This window comes from Coprococcus sp. RTP21281st1_F1_RTP21281_210402 (assembly GCF_040915325.1).
Taxonomy (GTDB): domain Bacteria; phylum Bacillota; class Clostridia; order Lachnospirales; family Lachnospiraceae; genus Coprococcus; species Coprococcus aceti.
On sequence record NZ_JBCPDQ010000002.1, the window covers coordinates 166,327 to 185,678 of the forward strand.

The window sequence follows — 19,352 nt, forward strand, 5'->3', positions numbered from 1 at the left end:
TTTGAGCAATCACTGCTCAGCGCTTCCTATTTTCTCAGGAATTCTAGTGGATCTCCCTCAGCCAGAAAATGTGTCATGAGGTATGCTCCTCTGAGCGACACCTGTTCCTCTGACAGGATTCTTCTGACCTCACCTCGGTCTGCGAGTATGACCTGTATGTCCTCTGTGCTCTCCTTGCTGTCGAGATTTGGTGTTCCTGTAACCGTTCCAAATACAGCACTGCTCATCTCATCCGTAAATCCCGGGCCCATATAGAATGGCCTTCTGTAGAGTTCTTCTCCGCCCTCATATACATCAAGGGTAAGCCCTGTCTCTTCCTTCATCTCCCTGACTGCTGCCTGCGCCGGAGTCTCATCTCCGTCCACCAGTCCTGCAGGAAGTTCATATATATATGCATCGAGTGGGTATCTGTACTGCCTTATGAGCACCAGCTTCGGCTCATCTTCCAGCTTAACTCCATATATAACTATTCCTTCCGGTTTTATATCGTGGGTCTTTATCTTGATGTCGTTCTCTTTATTCCTTGAAGCAAAGTAATAATTGAAGTCTTTTCCAGCCGTGTCAACCGCATCTATATGATAGAGGTTGAGGAACGGATTGTCTGTGAGTTTTTGTACGCCTTTGTATTTCTCTTTCACTTCATCACATCCCTTCTGTGTATTTTAATGTATTCAGCCGACCATACATTCGCAAAACCGCACGGTTCCCGTGTTCTTTCGCTGCTGCGCAGCTATTTTGCTCATTGTATGGGGCGGTGACTCTATTCGAGTCACCACAGGATAAGAACACCTGATTCTTACATGCAAGCATGTCGAATCCGCTGTTCTTATCCTGCACGGCTGAATATTTACCTTTATTCAAAATTAGCATAGTTTTTACAATATATCAAATTCTTTTTTAAGTAATTTTATCATTTTTTAGCTATTTTTAATGCTTTTTAGTATATTTGCGTCATTTTGCCATATTTTTCTATGTGATTCCTGGTTTTGATGCAACTATGTGCCTCCTAATTCTCTGTCGATACCAGTTGATATTCTGCATCTCTCAACCTGCAGTAATAAAATGTCTGTCCAGCCTCCTCTGTGTAGGTTTCAAATACTCCCGTAACGATCACCTCACTCTGGTCCGCCGGGTAATCGCCTGGATATACTGCACCTCCACCAAGTTCAAATTCAAGTCCCTGACTGCAGCATGCCAGAGCGTCAGCTATGAGACAATAATTATAATATTTGTCGGTTATTGGATAATAGGATGCATAATACTTTCCTTCTATCCTTATCGTCTTGCCCTCATATTCCTCAGGTTTTGACATCATCTGATATACCGTCGCATATACAAGATCGCTTCCCATAAGTGTGAGATCCACATCCACACCCTCAGACTTGTATTGCGCTATAACTGAGCTGTCTCCATTCACAACCTGCCCATATGTTGGTTCTGATGTCGCCTCAGTTACAGATGCGGATTCTGTCTCTGTCGTGGTTTGCATCTCTGTTGTGATCGTCGTCTCTGTTGTGGCTCCCACTGACGACTTACTTTCCACATCACCATCGCCTGTTTTCTGATTAAGCACCTTATCCACTGCATTCTGTGTGTTCAAACGACTGCCCGCAGTCTGAGATGCTCCACCACAGCCTGTGACAGTCAGCAGCATACTAAGCACCAATATTGACATAATCAATCGCTTAAATCTGTGTCTGCATCCATGCATTCTTCTATTTCTATTCATATACATATTCTTATCTCCTCATCACTTTCCCTGCTATACTGTTAAAAGCAAATATAACCATATCACACGCAACTATCGTAGAACCCACCGGTGTTGAAAATAATATGGATACCAACATTCCAGCCAAAGTTCCCACAACTGACAATACAGCCGAATATAATACCACCGACCTGAAGCTATACATAACTCGCATTGCTGAAAGTGCAGGGAATACCAGAAGCGCCGTGATGAGCAGGGAGCCCACCAGATTCATTGCAAGCACTATTATCACAGCGATTATCACCGCCAGCGCCAGATTATATGCCCCTGCATTTTTCCCGATTGCCCTGGTAAAACTCTCGTCAAATGTGACTGCAAATATCCTGTTGTAGAATAAACAAAAAAACGCTATTACACATATTGACATAACTATACACAGCCACACTTCTCCCATTGTCAATGTAAGTATTGAGGTTGAACCAAACAACGTTGAGCACACGTCGCCAGATACATTTGCCGACGTGGAAAATACATTCATTATCAGATAACCTACGGCTAAAGCACCGACAGACATCATAGCTATCGCGGCATCTCCCTTAAGCTTTGCATTTTGCCCTGACATAAGTATGAGAATTGCAGCAGCCACAGTCACCGGCATGACTATGACCGTGTTATTTGTCAGTTTCAGGACTGAGCCTATAGCCATTGCACCAAATGCCACATGAGAAAGACCATCACCAATAAATGAAAATCTTTTCAGAACCAATGTTGCACCGAAAAGTGACGAACACAATGCTATAAGAATACCAACCACAAGAGCATACTTAACAAATGGATACTGCATATAGTAAATTAACTTATCAACAAGCTGCACTCTGTCCACCACCTTTCTCATATTCTACCGAAATGATGTTCCAAAATCTGCTGTTCTTATATTCCTCTCTGCTGCCCCAGAACGAGCCCCCATGATTCATATGAAGCACATGTCCGGCGCAATCTATTGCCCTCAGATCATGTGATATCATGATCACTGCCACACCATTTTCATTTAACTGCTGTATCATCTGATAGAACTGTGCCGTTGCAACAGGATCAAGGCCAGTTACCGGTTCGTCAAGCAGAAGAAGATTCTCAGTTGCACACAGGGCTCTCGCCAGAAGGACGCGCTGCTGCTGTCCTCCCGACAAATGCCTGTAACATTTCCTGCGTATATCCCATATTCCAAGTCGTTCAAGTTGAGATTGTGCAAGCTGCTTTTCCTTTCTGCCATAAAAAGGACGTGCTCCGCACTTAGGCAGCGTTCCCGACAAAGCCACCTCCCATACAGTCGCAGGGAAATCCTTCTGCACAGGTGTCTGCTGCGGCAGATAGCCTATATCACGCGATGTCAGATCATCGCCAAACTTTATCTCTCCTGAAACCGGTTTCAACAGGCCAAGCAGAGTTTTTACCAAGGTACTCTTTCCCGCTCCGTTCTCTCCAACTATACAGAGATAGTCTCCCTTGTCTATACTGAAATTAAGGCCTGACGCAACTGCACGTCCATCATATCCCACTGCCAGGTCTTTGCACGTTATATATGACATTTGTTTTCTCCTATAAATCTAAATTTGTTTTATTGTTCAGCAATTAATTCAATGCCTGAGAAAGTACGTTCAAGTTATCTTCCATCACGTTCAGATACGTCTCACCATCAGCTACAGTCTTTGCAGTCACAGACTGCATGGAATTCATCGTCAGGATCTCCTGATTTTTCGAATCTGTTGTCTTCTTTATCGACTCTGCTATACTGTGATCTGCACCCTCTATCGTCAGAATAACCGGAAGCTTTAACTCATCCACCTTCTGCGCAAGAAATGTTATTGTCTCAAAACTTGCCTCCGACTCAGCACTGCATCCCACAAATGCAGCATAGTAAGTAAGGCCATAATCATCCGCCATATATCGGAAAGGGAATCTGTCACCAAACAGAATTGCCTGACGTTTTCCCTTAGAAACTGTTAGTTCGTACCTTCCATCAAGATCATTGAGTTCATCAACGTACTTGCCTGCATTCTCCATGTAATCAGATTTATTATCTGGATCAAGCGCCTGGATATTATCCGCCAACACATTCGTCAACGCCACTGCGTTCTTGAGTGAAAGCCATACATGTTCATCATACTCCGGGCCTTCCTCTCCTCCCTCTTCTTCCTCTGTCTGCATGCCTGGAACTACCTCTTCCTCTTTGACTGCAGTTCCCAAAGCGTCAAGCATATTTACAACCTTCATATCCTTATTAGTCGCTTCTTTCAGGGCACTATCCACCCAGCCATCAGACTCACCGCCAACATACACAAACATATCTGCGTCAGCTATCTTTGCTATATCCTCTGCAGTTGGCTGATAACTGTGAAGATCCATCCCCTGATCGAGCAGCATAGTAAGCTGAAACTTGTCGGAATCACCGCCTATAATATTGCGGATCCAGTCATACTGAGGAAAAGTCGTACATACAATGCTGTACGCCGCAGCATTTGCCGTATTTTCAGGCACACTGCCCCCTTTCTGATCAGAATCTGCTGCCGTCATTGATGCTCCGCAGCCACAAAATGCTGAAACAGTAAGTACCGATGCCATAACAAGGCCAAATATTCTATTTTTCATAATGATCAATAAACCTCCGAATTGATTAATAAAATTGACAGGCATATTTTGATGCCTATAATTGGGTAAATTTAATAAACTGCCTCTAGATCAAAAAACACCAATAATAAGTATTCGCCCTTATCTTTAGATGTATTTCCAGACGCAATTCTCAGTCAATATCCGTACTTTAAATCAATTCAGCAATTCCACCTTCAGGGAAACGAGCGTATAGGTACAATACTCGTGGGTATACACCAATACAACTCCAAGTGTGAACACACTTAAGAACGCCAGGAACACTGGCGTAGTTGACATTGTCTTTATATTTGAAAGGAACTGTGCAGCCTGTTGCAAATGCATACATATAGGACATTCCTGCCCCGTACAGTCATGCTCCACATTGCGCGCAATATAGCCGTAAGAGAAAAGTACTCCCGATACAAAGAACACTATAAGAATCCATGACATTATTCTCTTTTTACTCATTCTGCACACCTCCTTTTCATTGTAGGAATTTGGGGATATATAGTTTTCGTTGTGACCGTAACGATGCAATCCCATCTGTAACAATCACGTTTAGTTTAGACTACAGCGACTCCACAACGCCTCTGACAATCTTTGCAAATACCACATATCGACGATCTGTCACAGTCGATCATAAATCCATACCTCTCCTGAACTCCTTTAGCTATGTGATTCATGGTATCGCGGTCAATATGTATGACTCTTCCGCACTTAACACACTGCATATGAAGGTGTTCGTGACAACTATGATCAGCCTTTTCCATTCTATACATACTTGAACCACCATCAGCACTCTGATACTTTATCAATTTGTCCTGGGTAACCATGCGGTCAAGGTTGCGATATACAGTTGTTGTATTCGCATCTATGCCATTCTCATCCAAATACACACTTACATCAGCCGCGCAAAACCCTCTGTCCTGCCTCTCTGCAGCAAATGCCTCTATAGCCTGACTTATTCTCGTTTTATACTCCCTCGCCATAATATTCCTCTTTTTTAAATTTGCAAGTCATTTGCATTTTACTGTATCATAAAGGGCTTTTAACTTTATGTCAACACTTTTTCATCACTTTTCCATCACTACTATCTTGTTTGATATATTGCTGACAAATGGTATTTTGCCAATGACTTTATATACCGGTATGAACTCAGCCATTCCTTCTACAAGACTGTGCTGTTCTATATATCTGTATTTCGGTATGATCTCCGCCAGCTTCTTTCCATTTGACACGCCCCAGGAGAACCTGGCATGGCTTCCATGGATGGATTTCTCCTTGATATGCTTTGCCATGAACGGAGCCATAGTCTCTACGAACACCGTAGCATGAGTAAATTTCCTGTCTATTATGTCGAATATTTTCTTCACATCAGCTTCTGTGAGATACATCGTAAGCCCCTCTATGATGACCAGCACAGGTTCACCTGCATACTCTACCATGTCAGCCCATTTGCCGTCCATGGCGGATTCCGCTATCTGGTACACCGGTTCGTCCTCCTGCAGGAACTTTGCCCTTACAGTCATGGTCTCCGGGAGATCAATGTTGTACCAGCCTTTATATTTACCCTCATTTCTATAGCAACGGGTGTCAAGACCACAGGCGATATTCACAACCACAGCACCCTTGTGCTTCTTCAGGAATTCTGATACAAGCTTATCAAGCACTATGGTTCTCGCTATAACTCCGCTTCCCATCGCCAGATCCTTGTCCGCCAGTGAAAAGTCATAATCCAGACTGTCCACTATCTCTATAGCCTTGCCGTCATATATGGCATGATCCGGCTTTCTTGATTCTTTCGCCCTGGCATAGAGTGTCTGGAGCATCGTCTCTGGAACTCCGGTTATGTCCACCTTTGACCTGTCTGCTGTGCTGTTCTGTGTGCTAACCATTTTCTCATTTCCTCCTGCTTTTTAATTGTGCAAACGCATGAGAGGCGCTGCGCGCGGCGTTTACATAAAATATAACATTTGTCATGTTTTGTTATGTTCATAAAAATAAGAGGTTCATCATCGATGAACCTCTTTCTTTAAACTCTCTATCAACTTTTCTGTACCGCCTGTGGCATGAATGCCAATCTTTTCTGTCAGATACATTTTCTTCTCCACATCTACATCCTCGTTCAGTATCGCCATGGCCCCTTCAAGCCGCATCTTCGCCAGCACGCGAACCAAAGTCTCATCCGGCTCGCATCCAAGCTGCGACCTGTAATATGCCGCAAATGAATGTCTCATGAACTCTTCAACCTTTAGGTGATAATTCTCATAGCAGCTGCCATCAGCGCCATACATGATGATCATTACCTCTTCCCTGTGTGCCAGAAGGAATTGCATCATGATCTTATCTGCATCTACGCCCGTGGCGGGGTTCTCAATCTCCCCCTTCATAAGTTCTCCAAGCATGGCTTCATATTGGTTCACAAGCGGTTCAAGTATCGCCTTGAACAATGCCTCCTTACTCTCAAATGAAAAGTAGAAGGCTCCGGTGGTAACTCCCGCACTCTTGCATATCATTCTAAGACTTGCCCTCTGGTAGCCATTTTTAAGGAATTCCCCTTTACCTGCTTTTTTCAGTTTTTCTATCGTTTCACTGCGCTTGTCGTTTTCCATAACATATGTTATGTTAGCACAAACTAACTAGTCTGGCAACCTATTTTTTATATGTAATGCTTTTCTTTACGCCCTGGCATTTTTCCTACTATCCACTACACACAACATTCTTTCAGTAACTTTAACGTATTCTTTCGTTCAGGTATTTCCTTACCGTCTCAAGCCCTCCAATCGGCACGCAGAACTTCTGGTCATGATTCTTACATGCCTCATAAGTGTCCTCAAGATCAAACCAGCACACACCGTCAAGCTCTTCCTTCTGTATTGTCAGATCTGCTATGTCCACCTGTTTCTGATACACGAACACAAATGCCACCTCGTTGTCCCTGAACATTCTGCCATGAAATTCCTTCTCATACCGGATCCTGAATGTTCCCGCGAAATCAAGATCTGCGGCCTCAGCTTTGATGCCAAGCTCCTCTCCGAGTTCCCTGAGTGCCGACTCCATCGGTTCATCGCCCGCCTGTATATGTCCGGCAGAGGAAGTGTCATACCTTCCGGGAAAAGAATCCTTATCCATCGACCTCTTCTGCAGAAGGACCTTATACCTTCCATTCTCTTGCTTCGCTATCCAGATATGGGCAGTCCTGTGACATATGCCTTTTGCATGTGCCTCGCTCCTCTCCACTGTGTCTCCGGTAGGGTTGCCCTGTTCGTCGCATATATCAAAAAGTTCCATTATAGTGTACCGTCCTTATTCATTCATACATGAACCATTATTGTTTATCAACTCCGATTTGTAAAGCAAACAGCTAACATTTTTCTACTATTCTACACTTTGTATACTTTTATAAACGTTTTATAAAATATCAGTAATTGCACTTGATATTGACCACTTTTTAGGATATCCTCAGACCACAATAAGTTACTGAATAAGTCAGCTCTAATTGACACTAACATTATTGAATGTTAGAATTCTTGTATGATATGATTATGGTAACCTTACCATGCGAAATGGGAACTTTAAGAGATGGGTGTTCTACCATATAAAACAAATGAACAATTTTAATATGGATGTTCTACCATACAAAATGGAACAATTTTATGGGAGCCCTACCATGCAAAAAGGTTTTTAAGAGCTGTGCATTTTAGCACAGCTCTTTTATATTCTCAGAAAGGCGATAATGGATATCCTAAATTTTTACTATATTGATTTAAAATACATAAGAAATCTGTCTCGTGCAGATGACAACGTAATGTCAGTCTCCCCTCAGGTAGGTAAGGAGAATCGACCATTTCTTGGAATAATCATTCTTATAGGTGGTCAGAAATATTGCATCCCCCTTACCTCACCAAAAAAGAAATTTGAAAATATGAAAAGCCAGATTGATTTCATCAAAATATTTGACCACAACAGCAGGCATCCTGAGTATTCTTCTAAAATCATAGGAATTCTCAATCTAAACAATATGATTCCAGTTAACAACTCAGTTATATCTAAAGTCAATCTGAAATTAAACCCTCACGATACCCCAGATAAAACAAAACGAAAGATTCTTATTCAGAAACAATTATCCTGGTGTCGGGATCATTCCGATACTATAATCAACAAAGCCAATAAAGTCTACTCTCTCATAACTGATTTTTCCGACAAAAATCGTAACCTTACCAAAAGATGTGTAGACTTTAATAAACTTGAGCACATTTTAGCCCAATACTCGGATGACTAAAATTCCTACACCACCAGCCGGGCCTTCGCCCTGCCGGTTCTGTCCTTTTCCACCACGATCTGCTTGTCAATCTTCTCCTTGAGTTCAGTCACGTGCGATATTATTCCCACCAGCTTGCGTCCCTCGGTCACGCTGACCAACGCTTTGTATGCCTGTGGCAGAGTCTTTTCTGTGTCCAGTGAGCCAAAGCCCTCATCCACAAACATCGTATCTATCTGAATTCCGCCAGCCGAAGCCTGCACCTCATCGGAGAGTCCAAGTGCAAGGGAGAGTGATGCCATGAATGACTCGCCCCCAGAAAGAGACTTAACGTCTCGTCTGCTGCCGTTGTAATGATCCACAACACAGAGATCAAGGCCGATCTGGCTTCGCCTGTCACTGCTGTCCGTCACACGCCCCAGTTCATACTGACCGTCTGACATCTTCAGGAATCTCAGATTTGCACGCTGAATTATCCTGTCAAAATACGACATCTGTATGTATGCCTCTAGGTTTATCTTATTCTTGCCGGATACATTCCCTGAGGCAGTGTCATAGAGCGACTTCACACTGACGTATTCCTTTTCTTTTGCCAAAAGCTCATTGGACTTTCTGCCGATATTCGCCATCGCCGTTTCATTTGCACGGATGCGGCTGTTCCCATCCTGCATGAGAAGTCTGATCCTTCCCAGCTCATCTCTCACTGCGGTTTTATCTTCCTCAAGCTTAGCAAGTTCGAGCTTCTCTGCTGATTCCAGCGTGTCTGTCAGAGCCTTTATCTGCCCCTCCAGTGTCTTAATATCCTGGATCACAGCATTATATCTCTTCTCAGCGGCGTCAAATGAATCCTGCAGTTTCTTTGCTCTGCCAAGAATCTCATTCATCTTCGTTTCCGCCTCACTCCGATTTCTGAATCTGAGCCCCGCGGCCAGTTCTGTCGCCTGTTCTCTGTCTGAGACAACCTTTGCCGTGAGCGCCGATATATTTCTCTCAAGCTCCGCCAGCTTCACCTGCATCCCGGCAAATGCTTCTTCCTCCTGAGGAAGTTTTGCAGCAATCTCATCCCTTCTGCTGACCCTTTTGCGTTCAGCCTCGATCTGTCTGTCAGTATCGGCAATCTTCTCATCGTAATATTCTATATTCTTCTCAACCTTTTCCGGCAGACCGTCTATATCCTCCGGGGTGTCAAATTTCTTCCTGGCCTGCTCAATGATGCTGTTTCTGATCTCAGTGACACTGGCAAGCTTTACCTTTGCATCCGTAGCGCTAGCATTTGCCCTGTCGCGTGCTCTGTCCGCATCCTTCTTCGCGTCCTCTAACTGCGCATCTGTCGGAGCCTCCTTTGGCAGCGATGCAAGGAGTTTGTGCTCCGTCGCACCACACACAGGGCACGCCTGTCCCTCCTTCAGATCCTTTGCAAGGATTCCCGCCTGGGCATTCCTGTAGAGCGTGCTCATATGCTCATACATATCCTGCTTTCTGGTATACATCTCATTATCAAACAGATACTGCTTCTGTGCTTTGTCCACCGCCTGCTTTCTTCTGCTGTATTCCATGAGCAGTCTGCTTATGCCATTCAGATAGTCAACAGCGTCAGCCATCTTCTCCCTCGATGCCGTGATTGCAACTATTTTCTCCCCCGCATCCGCAAGCTGTGTCTGTTCCAGTCTCAGCTTTTCTATGCTCTTCTGTTTGTCTGTCACAAGCATTCTGCCCTTCTCTGCCTGTTCATTTTGCCTTTGCAGGAGCTGTTCCTCGTCTGCAATATTTTTTCGCTTCTCGTCCAGTTTTTCATAGTTTGGAAGCTCGTTATTTATAACTGCTGCCTGCCTTTGGAGCTCTTCTGTCTCTGGGAACGCTTCCTTTGTCCTGTTTAGCTCTGCCTCAGCAGCAATTCTGTCATTCTGTACATTTGCAAGCTCCAAATGTGCCTTTTCAAGCTGCACTCTGGCTTTCTCTGTCTGCTGTGCCTTGCCTATCAGCGTGTCAAGTTCCCCAACCCGGGTCTCAAGTGTACTGATCTGCTTCTCATATGAATCCGTTCTTGCCTTCTCCGTTACAATAAGCTTTCCGATGAGTGTGATCACCTCATCAATTGGCATCTGGCCGTCCTTTGCCTTCTGGACACTGAGCCCCAGAGGATCATCCTCTCCGAAGACTATCCCGGATATATACTGCTCTATACTCTTCTTCATATCGTCCCGTTCACTCTGAAGCTTTCTCGTCTCATCCTGAAGACGTTTCTGCAGAACAAAATACCTTGATGTGTGAAAAAGCTTGCTGAATATCTTCTGTCTGTCCCCGGACTCCGCCACCAACAGTTCCTTGAACTCACCCTGGGCAAGCATAGATATCTGCGAAAACTGCTCTCTGTCCACACCCAACAATTCCTGAAGATATGAATTTACCTTCGTTCTGTTGGCAATGACCGAGTCATCCGGCAGATACAATTCTGCAGCCGCATCCTGCAGGGTAGTTCCCTCACCTTTTTTCTTACGTCTCTCATAGGAAGGATTTCTTTTAACTCTGTAAGTCTTCCCCATATGATCAAATGTCAGCTCAACGTAGGTATCTGTGTCCACATCGGCATACGTTGATCTCATCATCCTCGCATCACGGCTCGCCCCGCTCGGCTCATCATACAGCGCATAACAGATGGCATCGAATATCGTGGTCTTTCCCGCACCTGTATCCCCAGTCACAAGATACAAGCCCTCAGCCCCAAGCTGGGCCATGTCAAGCATCTGGACTCCCGCATATGGTCCAAATGCCGACATCGTAAGATTTATGGGTCTCATCACCAGGCCTCCTTTCACAATGTATCGCCCCTCTCGCCTCCGCGAGCGGGGCAGGTCGTCGGAGCGCATTTGAGTTATTCGCTTCGCTCATAAGCGCTCCTCCTTCCATATAACGTCTATAATATCCTGAACAAAACTCCTCTGTTCATCGCTCATTTCCTTGTTGTTCTGCTTCTCATACAACTCTCCAAACAGATCTATAGGCTTTTTCCCTTCAAGCACAGCGCCATCGTCTATCGTCTGTGTCACACGGGTTCTGGTGTTGTCGTATCCAAGCTTCATCACATTTGGATAGACCGTTCTGAGTTTTCCCAAAGCATCCGGCACGTCATCCTCGTCCGTGAGAACCACATACAGATAATCATCCACAGCCGTCCCCTCATAGTTTCGCCTGTCCATCAGCTCGTCAAATGTTCCCTTTACCTCGCGCAGCTCATGCATCGGAACAAGCGGAACAGTCCTTATCTCTATTTTCTTGTTCTCAGGGATGTCAACAACTGTCACCGATTTGGTGTGGTTAGCCTCCGAAAGAGAATACTTAAGCGGTGTTCCACAGTATCTGACAGTCTCCCTGCCCACCTTCTGCGGTCCATGTATATGCCCCAGCGCCACATAGTCAAATGAGTCAAATACCGACACATCCACATTGTCCAGACCGCCCACATTCTCCTCCGACTCCGAGCGCACAGCCCCGGTCACGAACTGGTGGGCCACAAGGATATTTGTAACCTTCTCATCAACATCCATGTGCTCCACCGCCACACGGCAGGCATCCGTGTAATCCTTTATATAATCCGCCTCATCAGGGAATACCGCTCTGACCATTGCCGGCTTCACAAATGGCAGCATGTATATGTTCGCCATCTGTCCTTTTCCATCCTCCAGCTTATATGGTCTGACCAGCCCATCTCCCATCATGGCTATCTGTGCCGAATCATATACCGGCGATATATGGATTCCACTGAGATCAATCAGACTTGATGCAAATGCCAGCTTGGCCGCCGAATCATGGTTGCCGCTGATGATATATACTTGCAGCTTTCTCTTTGCAAGCGAAGTCAGGAAGCTGTCCAGCAGTTTCACCGCCTCCTCGCTCGGCACAGACTTATCATATACATCCCCGGCTATGATGACTCCATCCGGCTGCTCATCATCGATGATGCCCAGTATTTCTTTTAATATATACTCCTGATCCTCCAACATAGAAAATTCATTTACACGCTTTCCTATGTGAAGATCAGATAAATGGATCAAACGCATATACACTTCCCCTTTAAACAAAACATTCGTTGAAATAATTATAACATCACCGACAATATATCCCAATTATGTTTATCTTAATTTCGGTGATTTCGGTTTCTCCGCTACATGAAATACCATATTCGTCATATACTATGTAATATAGCACTAGTTTTCATCGGAGAACGCTCTATGGCAACTACTAACAAACTCAATTTTTTTCGTTTTTTCTTCATATCGATCCTCGGAGTGCTGCTGCATTTCACATACGAGTGGTCAAATGACAATCCCGCTGTCGGACTATTCTCGGCAGTGAACGAGTCGACTTGGGAGCATCTAAAACTCATATTTTTCCCTATGCTCCTGCTTACGCTAATCGAATTTCTCTGGGCGCATATAAAAGATAAGCCCCTGCCGGAACATTATCTTCCAGCAAGGACTGTCGGTATCCTGTCAGGTATGGCATTCATTGTGGTCTGTTTCTACACTCTAAATGGTGTACTGGGCAGGAATTATGAGTTTCTGAATATCGCACTTTATTTCGCCGGGGTTGTATATGCATTGCGCACCGAAAACAGATTAGAATCCAGGCAAATGTGCACAAACGACTACGTTGCCATGACCATCCTGGCTATTCTCGCGGTTGCATTCTTTGCATTTACCAACTACCCGCCTGAACTGGGGATATTTGCGGATCCTACAGCAGATTAACCACACACATCAAAAGCACCACCTGCATTACAAGTATAAGTGGTACTCCAACCGAGAAATAATTCTTCCTTATCTTATGCCTGAACACCACCATTCCAAGCAGAGCACCAATACTTCCCCCGGCAAATGCCATACCGAGAAGGACCGCTATGGGGATCCTGTATCCTCCCTTGACCGCTCTGTATTTGTCAATTCCGAACATGACAAATGTTACAACACTCACTGCCGCAACGAACCACAACGTCCACCTGTATTCCACAAACACATCCCAGAATGCAAAGTTCAATTTGCCCACAGGTCTGAGCTTCCAAGTCATGAACACTGCAAGTTCTATCACACACACGCACACTGTGAACACTCTCAGCATCATATTCGTCTTGGATGCAGTCCTGTCACACAACGCAAATGCTATTATCATGCCAGGGGCACCACCGGCAATGGCTATGACCCCCAGCAGAACACTGAGTGCCTTATGGCTTGTTCTCCTGCGTCTCGCAGCCGTCACTCCATCAAGAACAGCTCCTAGTATATTTATACATATCAGATATATGATCAACTTATCCATTATATATACCCACCTTGTCTACTGACATTGTATACATAGTTCCACTCTCCTATATACTTCTACTGATCTGCGATGAGCACCTGCGGCTGAACCTTTCTGATGTTCCCCGCTCTGATAAATGCTACCACAGAGAATAACACGCTCATAAATACCAATGGTATAACCAGTGATATCACGCTTGTACTTAAATTAAAACTGTATATTCCAAATGATTCAAATCCTGCCTTGAAGAATGGCTTGCTGACGATAAGTGCCAGAACTATACCAAGCAGCGAACCCACAACTGCCGTCACGATAAAGCGGACCGCAAGCTGGCATCTGAGTCTGAAGGACGTAAATCCAAGTGCCTTGTATATTCCGATATCCTTCTGCTCACGCATGAGAACCTTGCCACACACGATTATGACCGTGACTATCACGAATACAGCCCCCAACATATATGTGAGCAATGTGAGTCCCTGTATTGCAATGTTGACTGTACCCGCCACTTCTTCAAAATCATCCTTTGCTGAATGTATTGAATACGTGATGCCCTGATTATCGCCATATCTCTTATCTATCTCCTGGATTATCGCATCACATTCATCAGTATTGTCAAGATCATAACATATTCCTTTGCCGCTCCATTCCTCTTCATCTGAACTGCTTTTGGCAGCTCCACTGACACCAGACTCACTTACGGTCTCTTCGCTGGCAAACTTACTATATGCAGCCTTACTAATTGCAAAGTTCTTGCCCATATCATTTGCCGAATCGTATATGCCGGAGATCACCATCTTCCTTGCCACGCCGCCGCGCTTGACTGTGACTGTGTCACCTACGTTCATGTGAAATCCATCAGCCACATACTGGGTTATCAGCACTTCATTGTCATATGTGCAGGTTCTTCCCTTTCTTATCGTGTTGATCATATCAGGGTCCTCCACTATATAACAATACATCTGCACATCATCGAACAGAAGGTACTCGCTGGACATTTGATATTTTCTATACGCTGTGTGTTCTGATATAACATTCTCTATATCCTTCTGCGTATCCTCATCGACAAACGAAGCAGTCAGGTCATACTTCGTGACTGAAAACATATCCACCAGCATATTCTGTGAATTAAACCAGCGCATCATATCGTTCATAAGTATCATGAACATGGCAAGTATAGCAGTCACTATGATGGCTGCGGCATACTGTTTCTTCTCAGATATAAACTGTCTGTATGCAAGACTCACACCAAGTTTCTTGCCTGAGACCGGAAGCTTCAGAACGCTTGAGAAATGCACACTGTCCCGTCCACCTCTTATCGCCTTTATAGGTGTGGCCTCGGATATTCTCCTTGTCTTCAACATGATAAATGCTGCTACCAGAAGCAGTATCGCCAATATGACACACAGCACAAGTCCTACATTAATATCAAACGGAACTTCAAGTCCTGAAGAAGATCTTGTGGCACTATTTATAATTTTTAGTATCGGAATGGCCAGTGGTATTCCAGCAAACAGTCCAGCCGCCACAGTGCACATATACCCGGCAAGCAACGCCAGCTTCACCGATGCATTTGTCATTCCGACCGCTTTGAGTATTCCTATGTTAACAAAATCCATCTCTATGCTGCTGCCGATGTTGTGTCCTAGAACTATCATAGCCGCCACCAGAAGCAGCACAACAAATATAAGCAGCACCGCGGAGAATACCTTTGTCATAAGAAGCATGTAACTTCCCGCCTGCTCCTTTGATAAAGTTATCCAGCAATATGACGCGAAATCACTCACATTATTCAGTTCTCTCTCAAACTCCATCTCCGTGAGGTCCAGGCCCGGCTTTTTATCTATTATGATAAGCTTTGACAATTCAAAGGATCTCTCGTCATCTTCCAGTCCGCTTCTATGATCTTCCGCAGCCTTTGCCTTGAGATCCGCAAAATCCTCATCTGAGATCAATATCGTCTTTATTCCCATGACCGAAGATCCCATATATGGATCCTCGAAAAATGACGCAACTTTGAAGGTATAAGAACCGTTATCATTGCCCAGCTCGACTGTATCACCAATCTTGCAGTCATACATACCTATGAAACTGAACGGCACACTTACCTCACCTTTTTCAAGCCGGCGATCTGTCATTTTGTTATCCACATCATACTGATCATATGTGAGCACGCTGTCTGTATCATTCAAAACGAAGCTGCTGTTTCCGCCTTTTCCATTGCAGTCCTTAAGCAGCAGATATACAACATCTGCTGCTTTCACTTCCTGCACCGCATCACATTTGCCAATATTCTTTATTATCTTGTCTGCACTTGTTCCATAGGCATCCAGCCTGTTCTCCCCATAAAGTGCGGCAAGCATACCTCCATAACCAACCTCTTCCATAGCTTCCGAATCATGCCTTATGGAATTCGTGTAGTAAGAAAGCACTGAACAGAATGCCAGAGAAATGATAAGCATAAGCACGAACACACTTATATGCACGCCCTTGTTTCTTCTCATATTTCCTCGAAGCACCATCATGATATATCTCATCCCGGCACCTCCTACCACTGCATGGAACCAAGCCATGCATCTATCTGGCTCTCACGGCTCTTGCGATCTTCTTCAATATATTGTGACAGCTTCAGCTCACCTATGATCCTTCCATCCTCTATGTAGATGATCCTGTTCGCCCTGATAGCAGCCCTCACATCGTGGGTAACCATGAGTATGCTCTGTCCCTCCACGTTGAGCTCGGTGAGAAGGTCCAGCACATCCTGGGTATTTCTGCGGTTTAATGCGCCTGTCGGCTCATCCGCGAAAAGGATACCCGGACTGTTGATGACCGCTCTGGCAATAGCGCCCCTCTGTGCCTCTCCGCCGGACACCTGTGCAGGAAGTCGGTCAGCAGCACTTTCTATATTCATCTTTTTTATGAGTTCATCAGCCCTGTTTTCAGTCTCTTTTGTTCTCGTATCCTTATTCATATAACCCGGCACAAGTATGTTCTCTCTAATGCTGAGGTTACTAACAAGATGTATCTGCTGAAACACAAATCCAAACTCATACACTCTGAGTTCTGCCATGCGCTTCTCATTGTATTCTGTTATATCCTCGCCATCATATATGACCTTTCCCGAAGTCGGTCTGTCCATCCCGGACAGACTGTAAAGCAGTGTGGATTTTCCCGAGCCTGACGCTCCCATGATGACTGTAAAATCTCCCTTATAGATATCCAGATCCATGTTGTTGAGCACATGATTCTGCACGCCCTCACTGGAAAAGCTTTTGCAAAGGTCTCTTGCCTGAAGAATTATATCTGCCATTTTTCTCTCCTTTTTATAGTTGTAGCACGGGGGCATTCAGACATCCTCTACAGATCTTCACCTCGCCACCGTGCTACAACCATATCACCCTATTTATTAACAAGTCCTTAACAAACCTTTCTTGCTGCAAAATATAACACTGCCTCCAGGCCATCAGCATGATTTACAAGTTCCACATCTCCGCCCATTCTGTCCATGAGATAATGGACAATAAATAGTCCAAGGCCCGCTCCAGGTTCATCACCGGAGTTTTCCCCTCGATAAAACTTCTCATATATGAACGGCATGTCCTTATCCGGGATTCCTGTTCCATGATCCTTTATGGACAGCCTGTATACCATATCAGCGCCGCTCACATGGACATTCCTTGGAAGTTTTTCGGGCGATATACATTCCGTAACAATACTTATCTCTGTGTCTCTGGCATACTTAGAGGCATTTGACAGTATATTTTCTATCACCTGAACCACTCTTCCCGAATCTGAATGCTCAAGCACTGCCTCGGTTATATCTCCATTCACCACGATATTCATACCAAGTCCTATATCTGACAGGATCTGTTCCATCAGAGGTTTTATCTCAACCTCATCACTCTTTACCACCAGTCTGTCCAGATCATGCAAGGAATGAATAAACATGTCATTCGTTATGGACGTAACCTCATCACATTTCTTCATGATGACCGACGCATACCTCTCCCTGCGCTCCTGGGTGGCATCCATATTCATGACCAATGCCTCCGCATATCCTCTTATGGATGCGATCGGAGTCTTTATATCATGTGACAGCGTGGCTATAACTGTCTTGTTGTTCTCTATCGCTTCCTGCTCTCTACGCCTTGCATGCACTATCTCCGTTCTCATATGGTCAAATGCCCACGTGAAGCTTCCGAACATATTTACCCGTCTGTACTTAAGTTCGGTGTCCATATCCCCTGCTGCCAGATGTGATGCATAATCCTCCAGCTCGTCAAATGGCCTGAGAACACACACGTATATGTACAGGAATAATACAATCACAACACACAAGACAACGATATACATGATCACTATATTCCTAAGTCCTGACTTGCCGGTATCTATCTTTTGTTCCCTGAGTTCATTCATTACAGCGTCAAGCTTTTCGTCAGCATCTGTGGATCCCGAATCATACAGTTGTTTCACTTCATTCAGTTCCACTATATACTGCCCATATTCATCATCTTTTATCCGCCGTGTCTCGTCCTGCTTCTCCCTGTAGAACAGCCAACCAAAAACTATGGTTATAGCGCACATGAACACGATCAGCATTTTTATTATATTGCTTCTTACTGAATGTCGCTTCATATAAACTCCCTATAGCTGCCAAGTGGACATCCACCTTACAAGCTCATATTATTCTCACTGTCTTTGTCTATTCACTATCTCCCAGCACATATCCCGTTCCCCATACCGTACGGATAAGCTGCGGATGTGAAGGATCCGTCTCAAGCTTTTCCCTGAGCCACCTTACATGCACCGCAACCGTGGATGGCTCCACATCGCTGTACACCCCCCACACGGCACTCATGATCTGTTCCTTGGTCAATACCATGCCTCTGTTCTCCGCCATGTATACAAGCAGGTCAAATTCCTTCGGCTTCATATCCACATTACTTTTGTTTCTGCTCACAGTCCGTGCGTGCCTGTTGATCTCTATCTCGTTCCCGTCTGTGTTCAGGGTCAACATCTCAGACTTATTGTCATCAACACCATAAGTTCTCCTGAGTATCGAACGGATACGAGACATAAGCTCTTTCAGTGAATACGGCTTTGCGATATAGTCATCTCCACCCATATCAAGGCCATTCACCTTGTCATTCTCACTCGTCCTTGCACTTGCAAATATGATTGGCACCTGCGAAGTATGCCTGAGTTCTTTACAGAATGAGAAACCTGTACCATCGGGAAGATTGATATCCAGAAGTATGAGATCACATTTGTTATCTGTCAGCACTTCATATGCATCGTCTATGCTGGCTGCGTACAGAAAAGCATAGCCGTTGTCCTCCAGCATATCCTGTATCAGCATAGACAGATCAGCGTCATCATCCACTATAAGTACTGTTCTCTTGTCTGTATGCTTTTCTGTCATCCTATACCCTCCAATATCTTCAC

Annotated in this window: 19 protein-coding genes; 2 read left to right on the forward strand and 17 right to left on the reverse strand. The window is 44.7% G+C overall.

Annotated features, from left to right (window positions below):
* Positions 1-26: 26 nt before the first annotated feature.
* The 10 genes from AB5150_RS02740 to AB5150_RS02785 form a co-directional block, all read right to left on the reverse strand.
* A complete protein-coding gene (locus tag AB5150_RS02740; RefSeq protein WP_055280265.1) occupies positions 27-638 on the reverse strand; it encodes an NUDIX hydrolase in 612 nt (203 codons plus the stop codon).
* A gap of 368 nt (positions 639-1,006) precedes the next feature.
* On the reverse strand, positions 1,007-1,729 hold the full coding sequence (locus tag AB5150_RS02745; RefSeq protein ID WP_368291149.1) for a hypothetical protein: 723 nt from the start codon (positions 1,727-1,729) through the stop codon (positions 1,007-1,009).
* A gap of 10 nt (positions 1,730-1,739) precedes the next feature.
* Positions 1,740-2,603 carry a metal ABC transporter permease gene (locus AB5150_RS02750; protein WP_368291150.1) on the reverse strand — a complete coding sequence of 288 codons (864 nt, stop codon included), beginning with the start codon at positions 2,601-2,603 and terminating at the stop codon, positions 1,740-1,742.
* Entirely contained in the window at positions 2,569-3,294 is a 726-nt protein-coding gene (locus tag AB5150_RS02755; protein ID WP_055145288.1) for a metal ABC transporter ATP-binding protein, read from the reverse strand. Before AB5150_RS02755 ends, AB5150_RS02750 begins: the two co-directional genes overlap by 35 nt.
* 43 nt (positions 3,295-3,337) lie before the next feature.
* Positions 3,338-4,354: a metal ABC transporter substrate-binding protein gene (locus tag AB5150_RS02760; protein WP_368291151.1), complete on the reverse strand. Its 1,017-nt coding sequence runs from the start codon at positions 4,352-4,354 to the stop codon at positions 3,338-3,340.
* Between the two features lie 174 nt (positions 4,355-4,528).
* Entirely contained in the window at positions 4,529-4,822 is a 294-nt protein-coding gene (locus AB5150_RS02765; RefSeq protein ID WP_368291152.1) for a hypothetical protein, read from the reverse strand.
* 95 nt (positions 4,823-4,917) lie between these two features.
* Positions 4,918-5,343 carry a Fur family transcriptional regulator gene (locus AB5150_RS02770; protein ID WP_015534691.1) on the reverse strand — a complete coding sequence of 142 codons (426 nt, stop codon included), beginning with the start codon at positions 5,341-5,343 and terminating at the stop codon, positions 4,918-4,920.
* Positions 5,344-5,427: 84 nt separating this feature from the next.
* The gene (locus tag AB5150_RS02775; protein ID WP_368291153.1) at positions 5,428-6,249 is read right to left on the reverse strand and encodes a class I SAM-dependent methyltransferase; all 822 of its coding nucleotides are present in this window, start codon (positions 6,247-6,249) and stop codon (positions 5,428-5,430) included.
* Positions 6,250-6,366: 117 nt separating this feature from the next.
* Positions 6,367-6,966 carry a TetR family transcriptional regulator gene (locus tag AB5150_RS02780; RefSeq protein ID WP_368291154.1) on the reverse strand — a complete coding sequence of 200 codons (600 nt, stop codon included), beginning with the start codon at positions 6,964-6,966 and terminating at the stop codon, positions 6,367-6,369.
* 121 nt (positions 6,967-7,087) lie between these two features.
* Positions 7,088-7,645, reverse strand: coding sequence for an NUDIX domain-containing protein (locus AB5150_RS02785; RefSeq protein ID WP_368291155.1), 558 nt, complete (start codon positions 7,643-7,645; stop codon positions 7,088-7,090).
* A gap of 445 nt (positions 7,646-8,090) precedes the next feature.
* On the opposite strand from AB5150_RS02785, the gene AB5150_RS02790 reads away from it, so the two are divergent.
* Complete coding sequence (locus tag AB5150_RS02790; protein WP_368291156.1) at positions 8,091-8,636, forward strand: type III toxin-antitoxin system ToxN/AbiQ family toxin; 546 nt, start codon at positions 8,091-8,093, stop codon at positions 8,634-8,636.
* 5 nt (positions 8,637-8,641) lie between these two features.
* Here the strand turns inward: AB5150_RS02790 and AB5150_RS02795 are convergent, their stop codons facing one another.
* Together AB5150_RS02795 and AB5150_RS02800 are read right to left on the reverse strand one after the other, a co-directional pair.
* Entirely contained in the window at positions 8,642-11,413 is a 2,772-nt protein-coding gene (locus AB5150_RS02795) for an AAA family ATPase (RefSeq protein ID WP_368291157.1), read from the reverse strand.
* 87 nt (positions 11,414-11,500) lie between these two features.
* Positions 11,501-12,673: an exonuclease SbcCD subunit D gene (locus AB5150_RS02800; protein ID WP_368291158.1), complete on the reverse strand. Its 1,173-nt coding sequence runs from the start codon at positions 12,671-12,673 to the stop codon at positions 11,501-11,503.
* Between the two features lie 171 nt (positions 12,674-12,844).
* Between AB5150_RS02800 and AB5150_RS02805 the strand changes: the two genes are divergently transcribed.
* Positions 12,845-13,363, forward strand: a complete 519-nt coding sequence (locus tag AB5150_RS02805) for a DUF6512 family protein (RefSeq protein WP_368291159.1) — start codon at positions 12,845-12,847, stop codon at positions 13,361-13,363.
* On the opposite strand, the gene AB5150_RS02810 is transcribed toward AB5150_RS02805, so the two are convergent.
* The 5 genes from AB5150_RS02810 to AB5150_RS02830 form a co-directional block, all read right to left on the reverse strand.
* Positions 13,350-13,928: a DUF1294 domain-containing protein gene (locus tag AB5150_RS02810; protein WP_368291160.1), complete on the reverse strand. Its 579-nt coding sequence runs from the start codon at positions 13,926-13,928 to the stop codon at positions 13,350-13,352. The two genes, AB5150_RS02805 and AB5150_RS02810, sit on opposite strands and share 14 nt — an antisense overlap.
* A gap of 59 nt (positions 13,929-13,987) precedes the next feature.
* Positions 13,988-16,444, reverse strand: a complete 2,457-nt coding sequence (locus tag AB5150_RS02815; protein ID WP_368291161.1) for an FtsX-like permease family protein — start codon at positions 16,442-16,444, stop codon at positions 13,988-13,990.
* 11 nt (positions 16,445-16,455) lie between these two features.
* Entirely contained in the window at positions 16,456-17,217 is a 762-nt protein-coding gene (locus AB5150_RS02820) for an ABC transporter ATP-binding protein (RefSeq protein WP_015534679.1), read from the reverse strand.
* A 107-nt stretch (positions 17,218-17,324) separates the two neighbouring features.
* A complete protein-coding gene (locus AB5150_RS02825) occupies positions 17,325-18,542 on the reverse strand; it encodes a sensor histidine kinase (protein ID WP_368291162.1) in 1,218 nt (405 codons plus the stop codon).
* A gap of 67 nt (positions 18,543-18,609) precedes the next feature.
* Positions 18,610-19,329 (reverse strand): response regulator transcription factor, encoded by a 720-nt coding sequence (locus AB5150_RS02830; protein ID WP_368291163.1) that lies wholly within the window; start codon positions 19,327-19,329, stop codon positions 18,610-18,612.
* Positions 19,330-19,352 lie beyond the last annotated feature (23 nt).

Excerpts from the sequence above, each read along its gene's own strand:
- AB5150_RS02745 (WP_368291149.1), bottom strand. The coding sequence starts at position 1,729 with ATGAATAGAAATAGAAGAATGCATGGATGCAGACACAGATTTAAGCGA.
- AB5150_RS02750 (WP_368291150.1), bottom strand. The coding sequence starts at position 2,603 with ATGAGAAAGGTGGTGGACAGAGTGCAGCTTGTTGATAAGTTAATTTAC.
- AB5150_RS02755 (WP_055145288.1), bottom strand. The coding sequence starts at position 3,294 with ATGTCATATATAACGTGCAAAGACCTGGCAGTGGGATATGATGGACGT.
- AB5150_RS02760 (WP_368291151.1), bottom strand. The coding sequence starts at position 4,354 with ATGAAAAATAGAATATTTGGCCTTGTTATGGCATCGGTACTTACTGTT.
- AB5150_RS02765 (WP_368291152.1), bottom strand. The coding sequence starts at position 4,822 with ATGAGTAAAAAGAGAATAATGTCATGGATTCTTATAGTGTTCTTTGTA.
- AB5150_RS02770 (WP_015534691.1), bottom strand. The coding sequence starts at position 5,343 with ATGGCGAGGGAGTATAAAACGAGAATAAGTCAGGCTATAGAGGCATTT.
- AB5150_RS02775 (WP_368291153.1), bottom strand. The coding sequence starts at position 6,249 with ATGGTTAGCACACAGAACAGCACAGCAGACAGGTCAAAGGTGGACATA.
- AB5150_RS02780 (WP_368291154.1), bottom strand. The coding sequence starts at position 6,966 with ATGGAAAACGACAAGCGCAGTGAAACGATAGAAAAACTGAAAAAAGCA.
- AB5150_RS02785 (WP_368291155.1), bottom strand. The coding sequence starts at position 7,645 with ATGGAACTTTTTGATATATGCGACGAACAGGGCAACCCTACCGGAGAC.
- AB5150_RS02790 (WP_368291156.1), top strand. The coding sequence starts at position 8,091 with ATGGATATCCTAAATTTTTACTATATTGATTTAAAATACATAAGAAAT.
- AB5150_RS02795 (WP_368291157.1), bottom strand. The coding sequence starts at position 11,413 with ATGAGACCCATAAATCTTACGATGTCGGCATTTGGACCATATGCGGGA.
- AB5150_RS02800 (WP_368291158.1), bottom strand. The coding sequence starts at position 12,673 with ATGCGTTTGATCCATTTATCTGATCTTCACATAGGAAAGCGTGTAAAT.
- AB5150_RS02805 (WP_368291159.1), top strand. The coding sequence starts at position 12,845 with ATGGCAACTACTAACAAACTCAATTTTTTTCGTTTTTTCTTCATATCG.
- AB5150_RS02810 (WP_368291160.1), bottom strand. The coding sequence starts at position 13,928 with ATGGATAAGTTGATCATATATCTGATATGTATAAATATACTAGGAGCT.
- AB5150_RS02815 (WP_368291161.1), bottom strand. The coding sequence starts at position 16,444 with ATGAGATATATCATGATGGTGCTTCGAGGAAATATGAGAAGAAACAAG.
- AB5150_RS02820 (WP_015534679.1), bottom strand. The coding sequence starts at position 17,217 with ATGGCAGATATAATTCTTCAGGCAAGAGACCTTTGCAAAAGCTTTTCC.
- AB5150_RS02825 (WP_368291162.1), bottom strand. The coding sequence starts at position 18,542 with ATGAAGCGACATTCAGTAAGAAGCAATATAATAAAAATGCTGATCGTG.
- AB5150_RS02830 (WP_368291163.1), bottom strand. The coding sequence starts at position 19,329 with ATGACAGAAAAGCATACAGACAAGAGAACAGTACTTATAGTGGATGAT.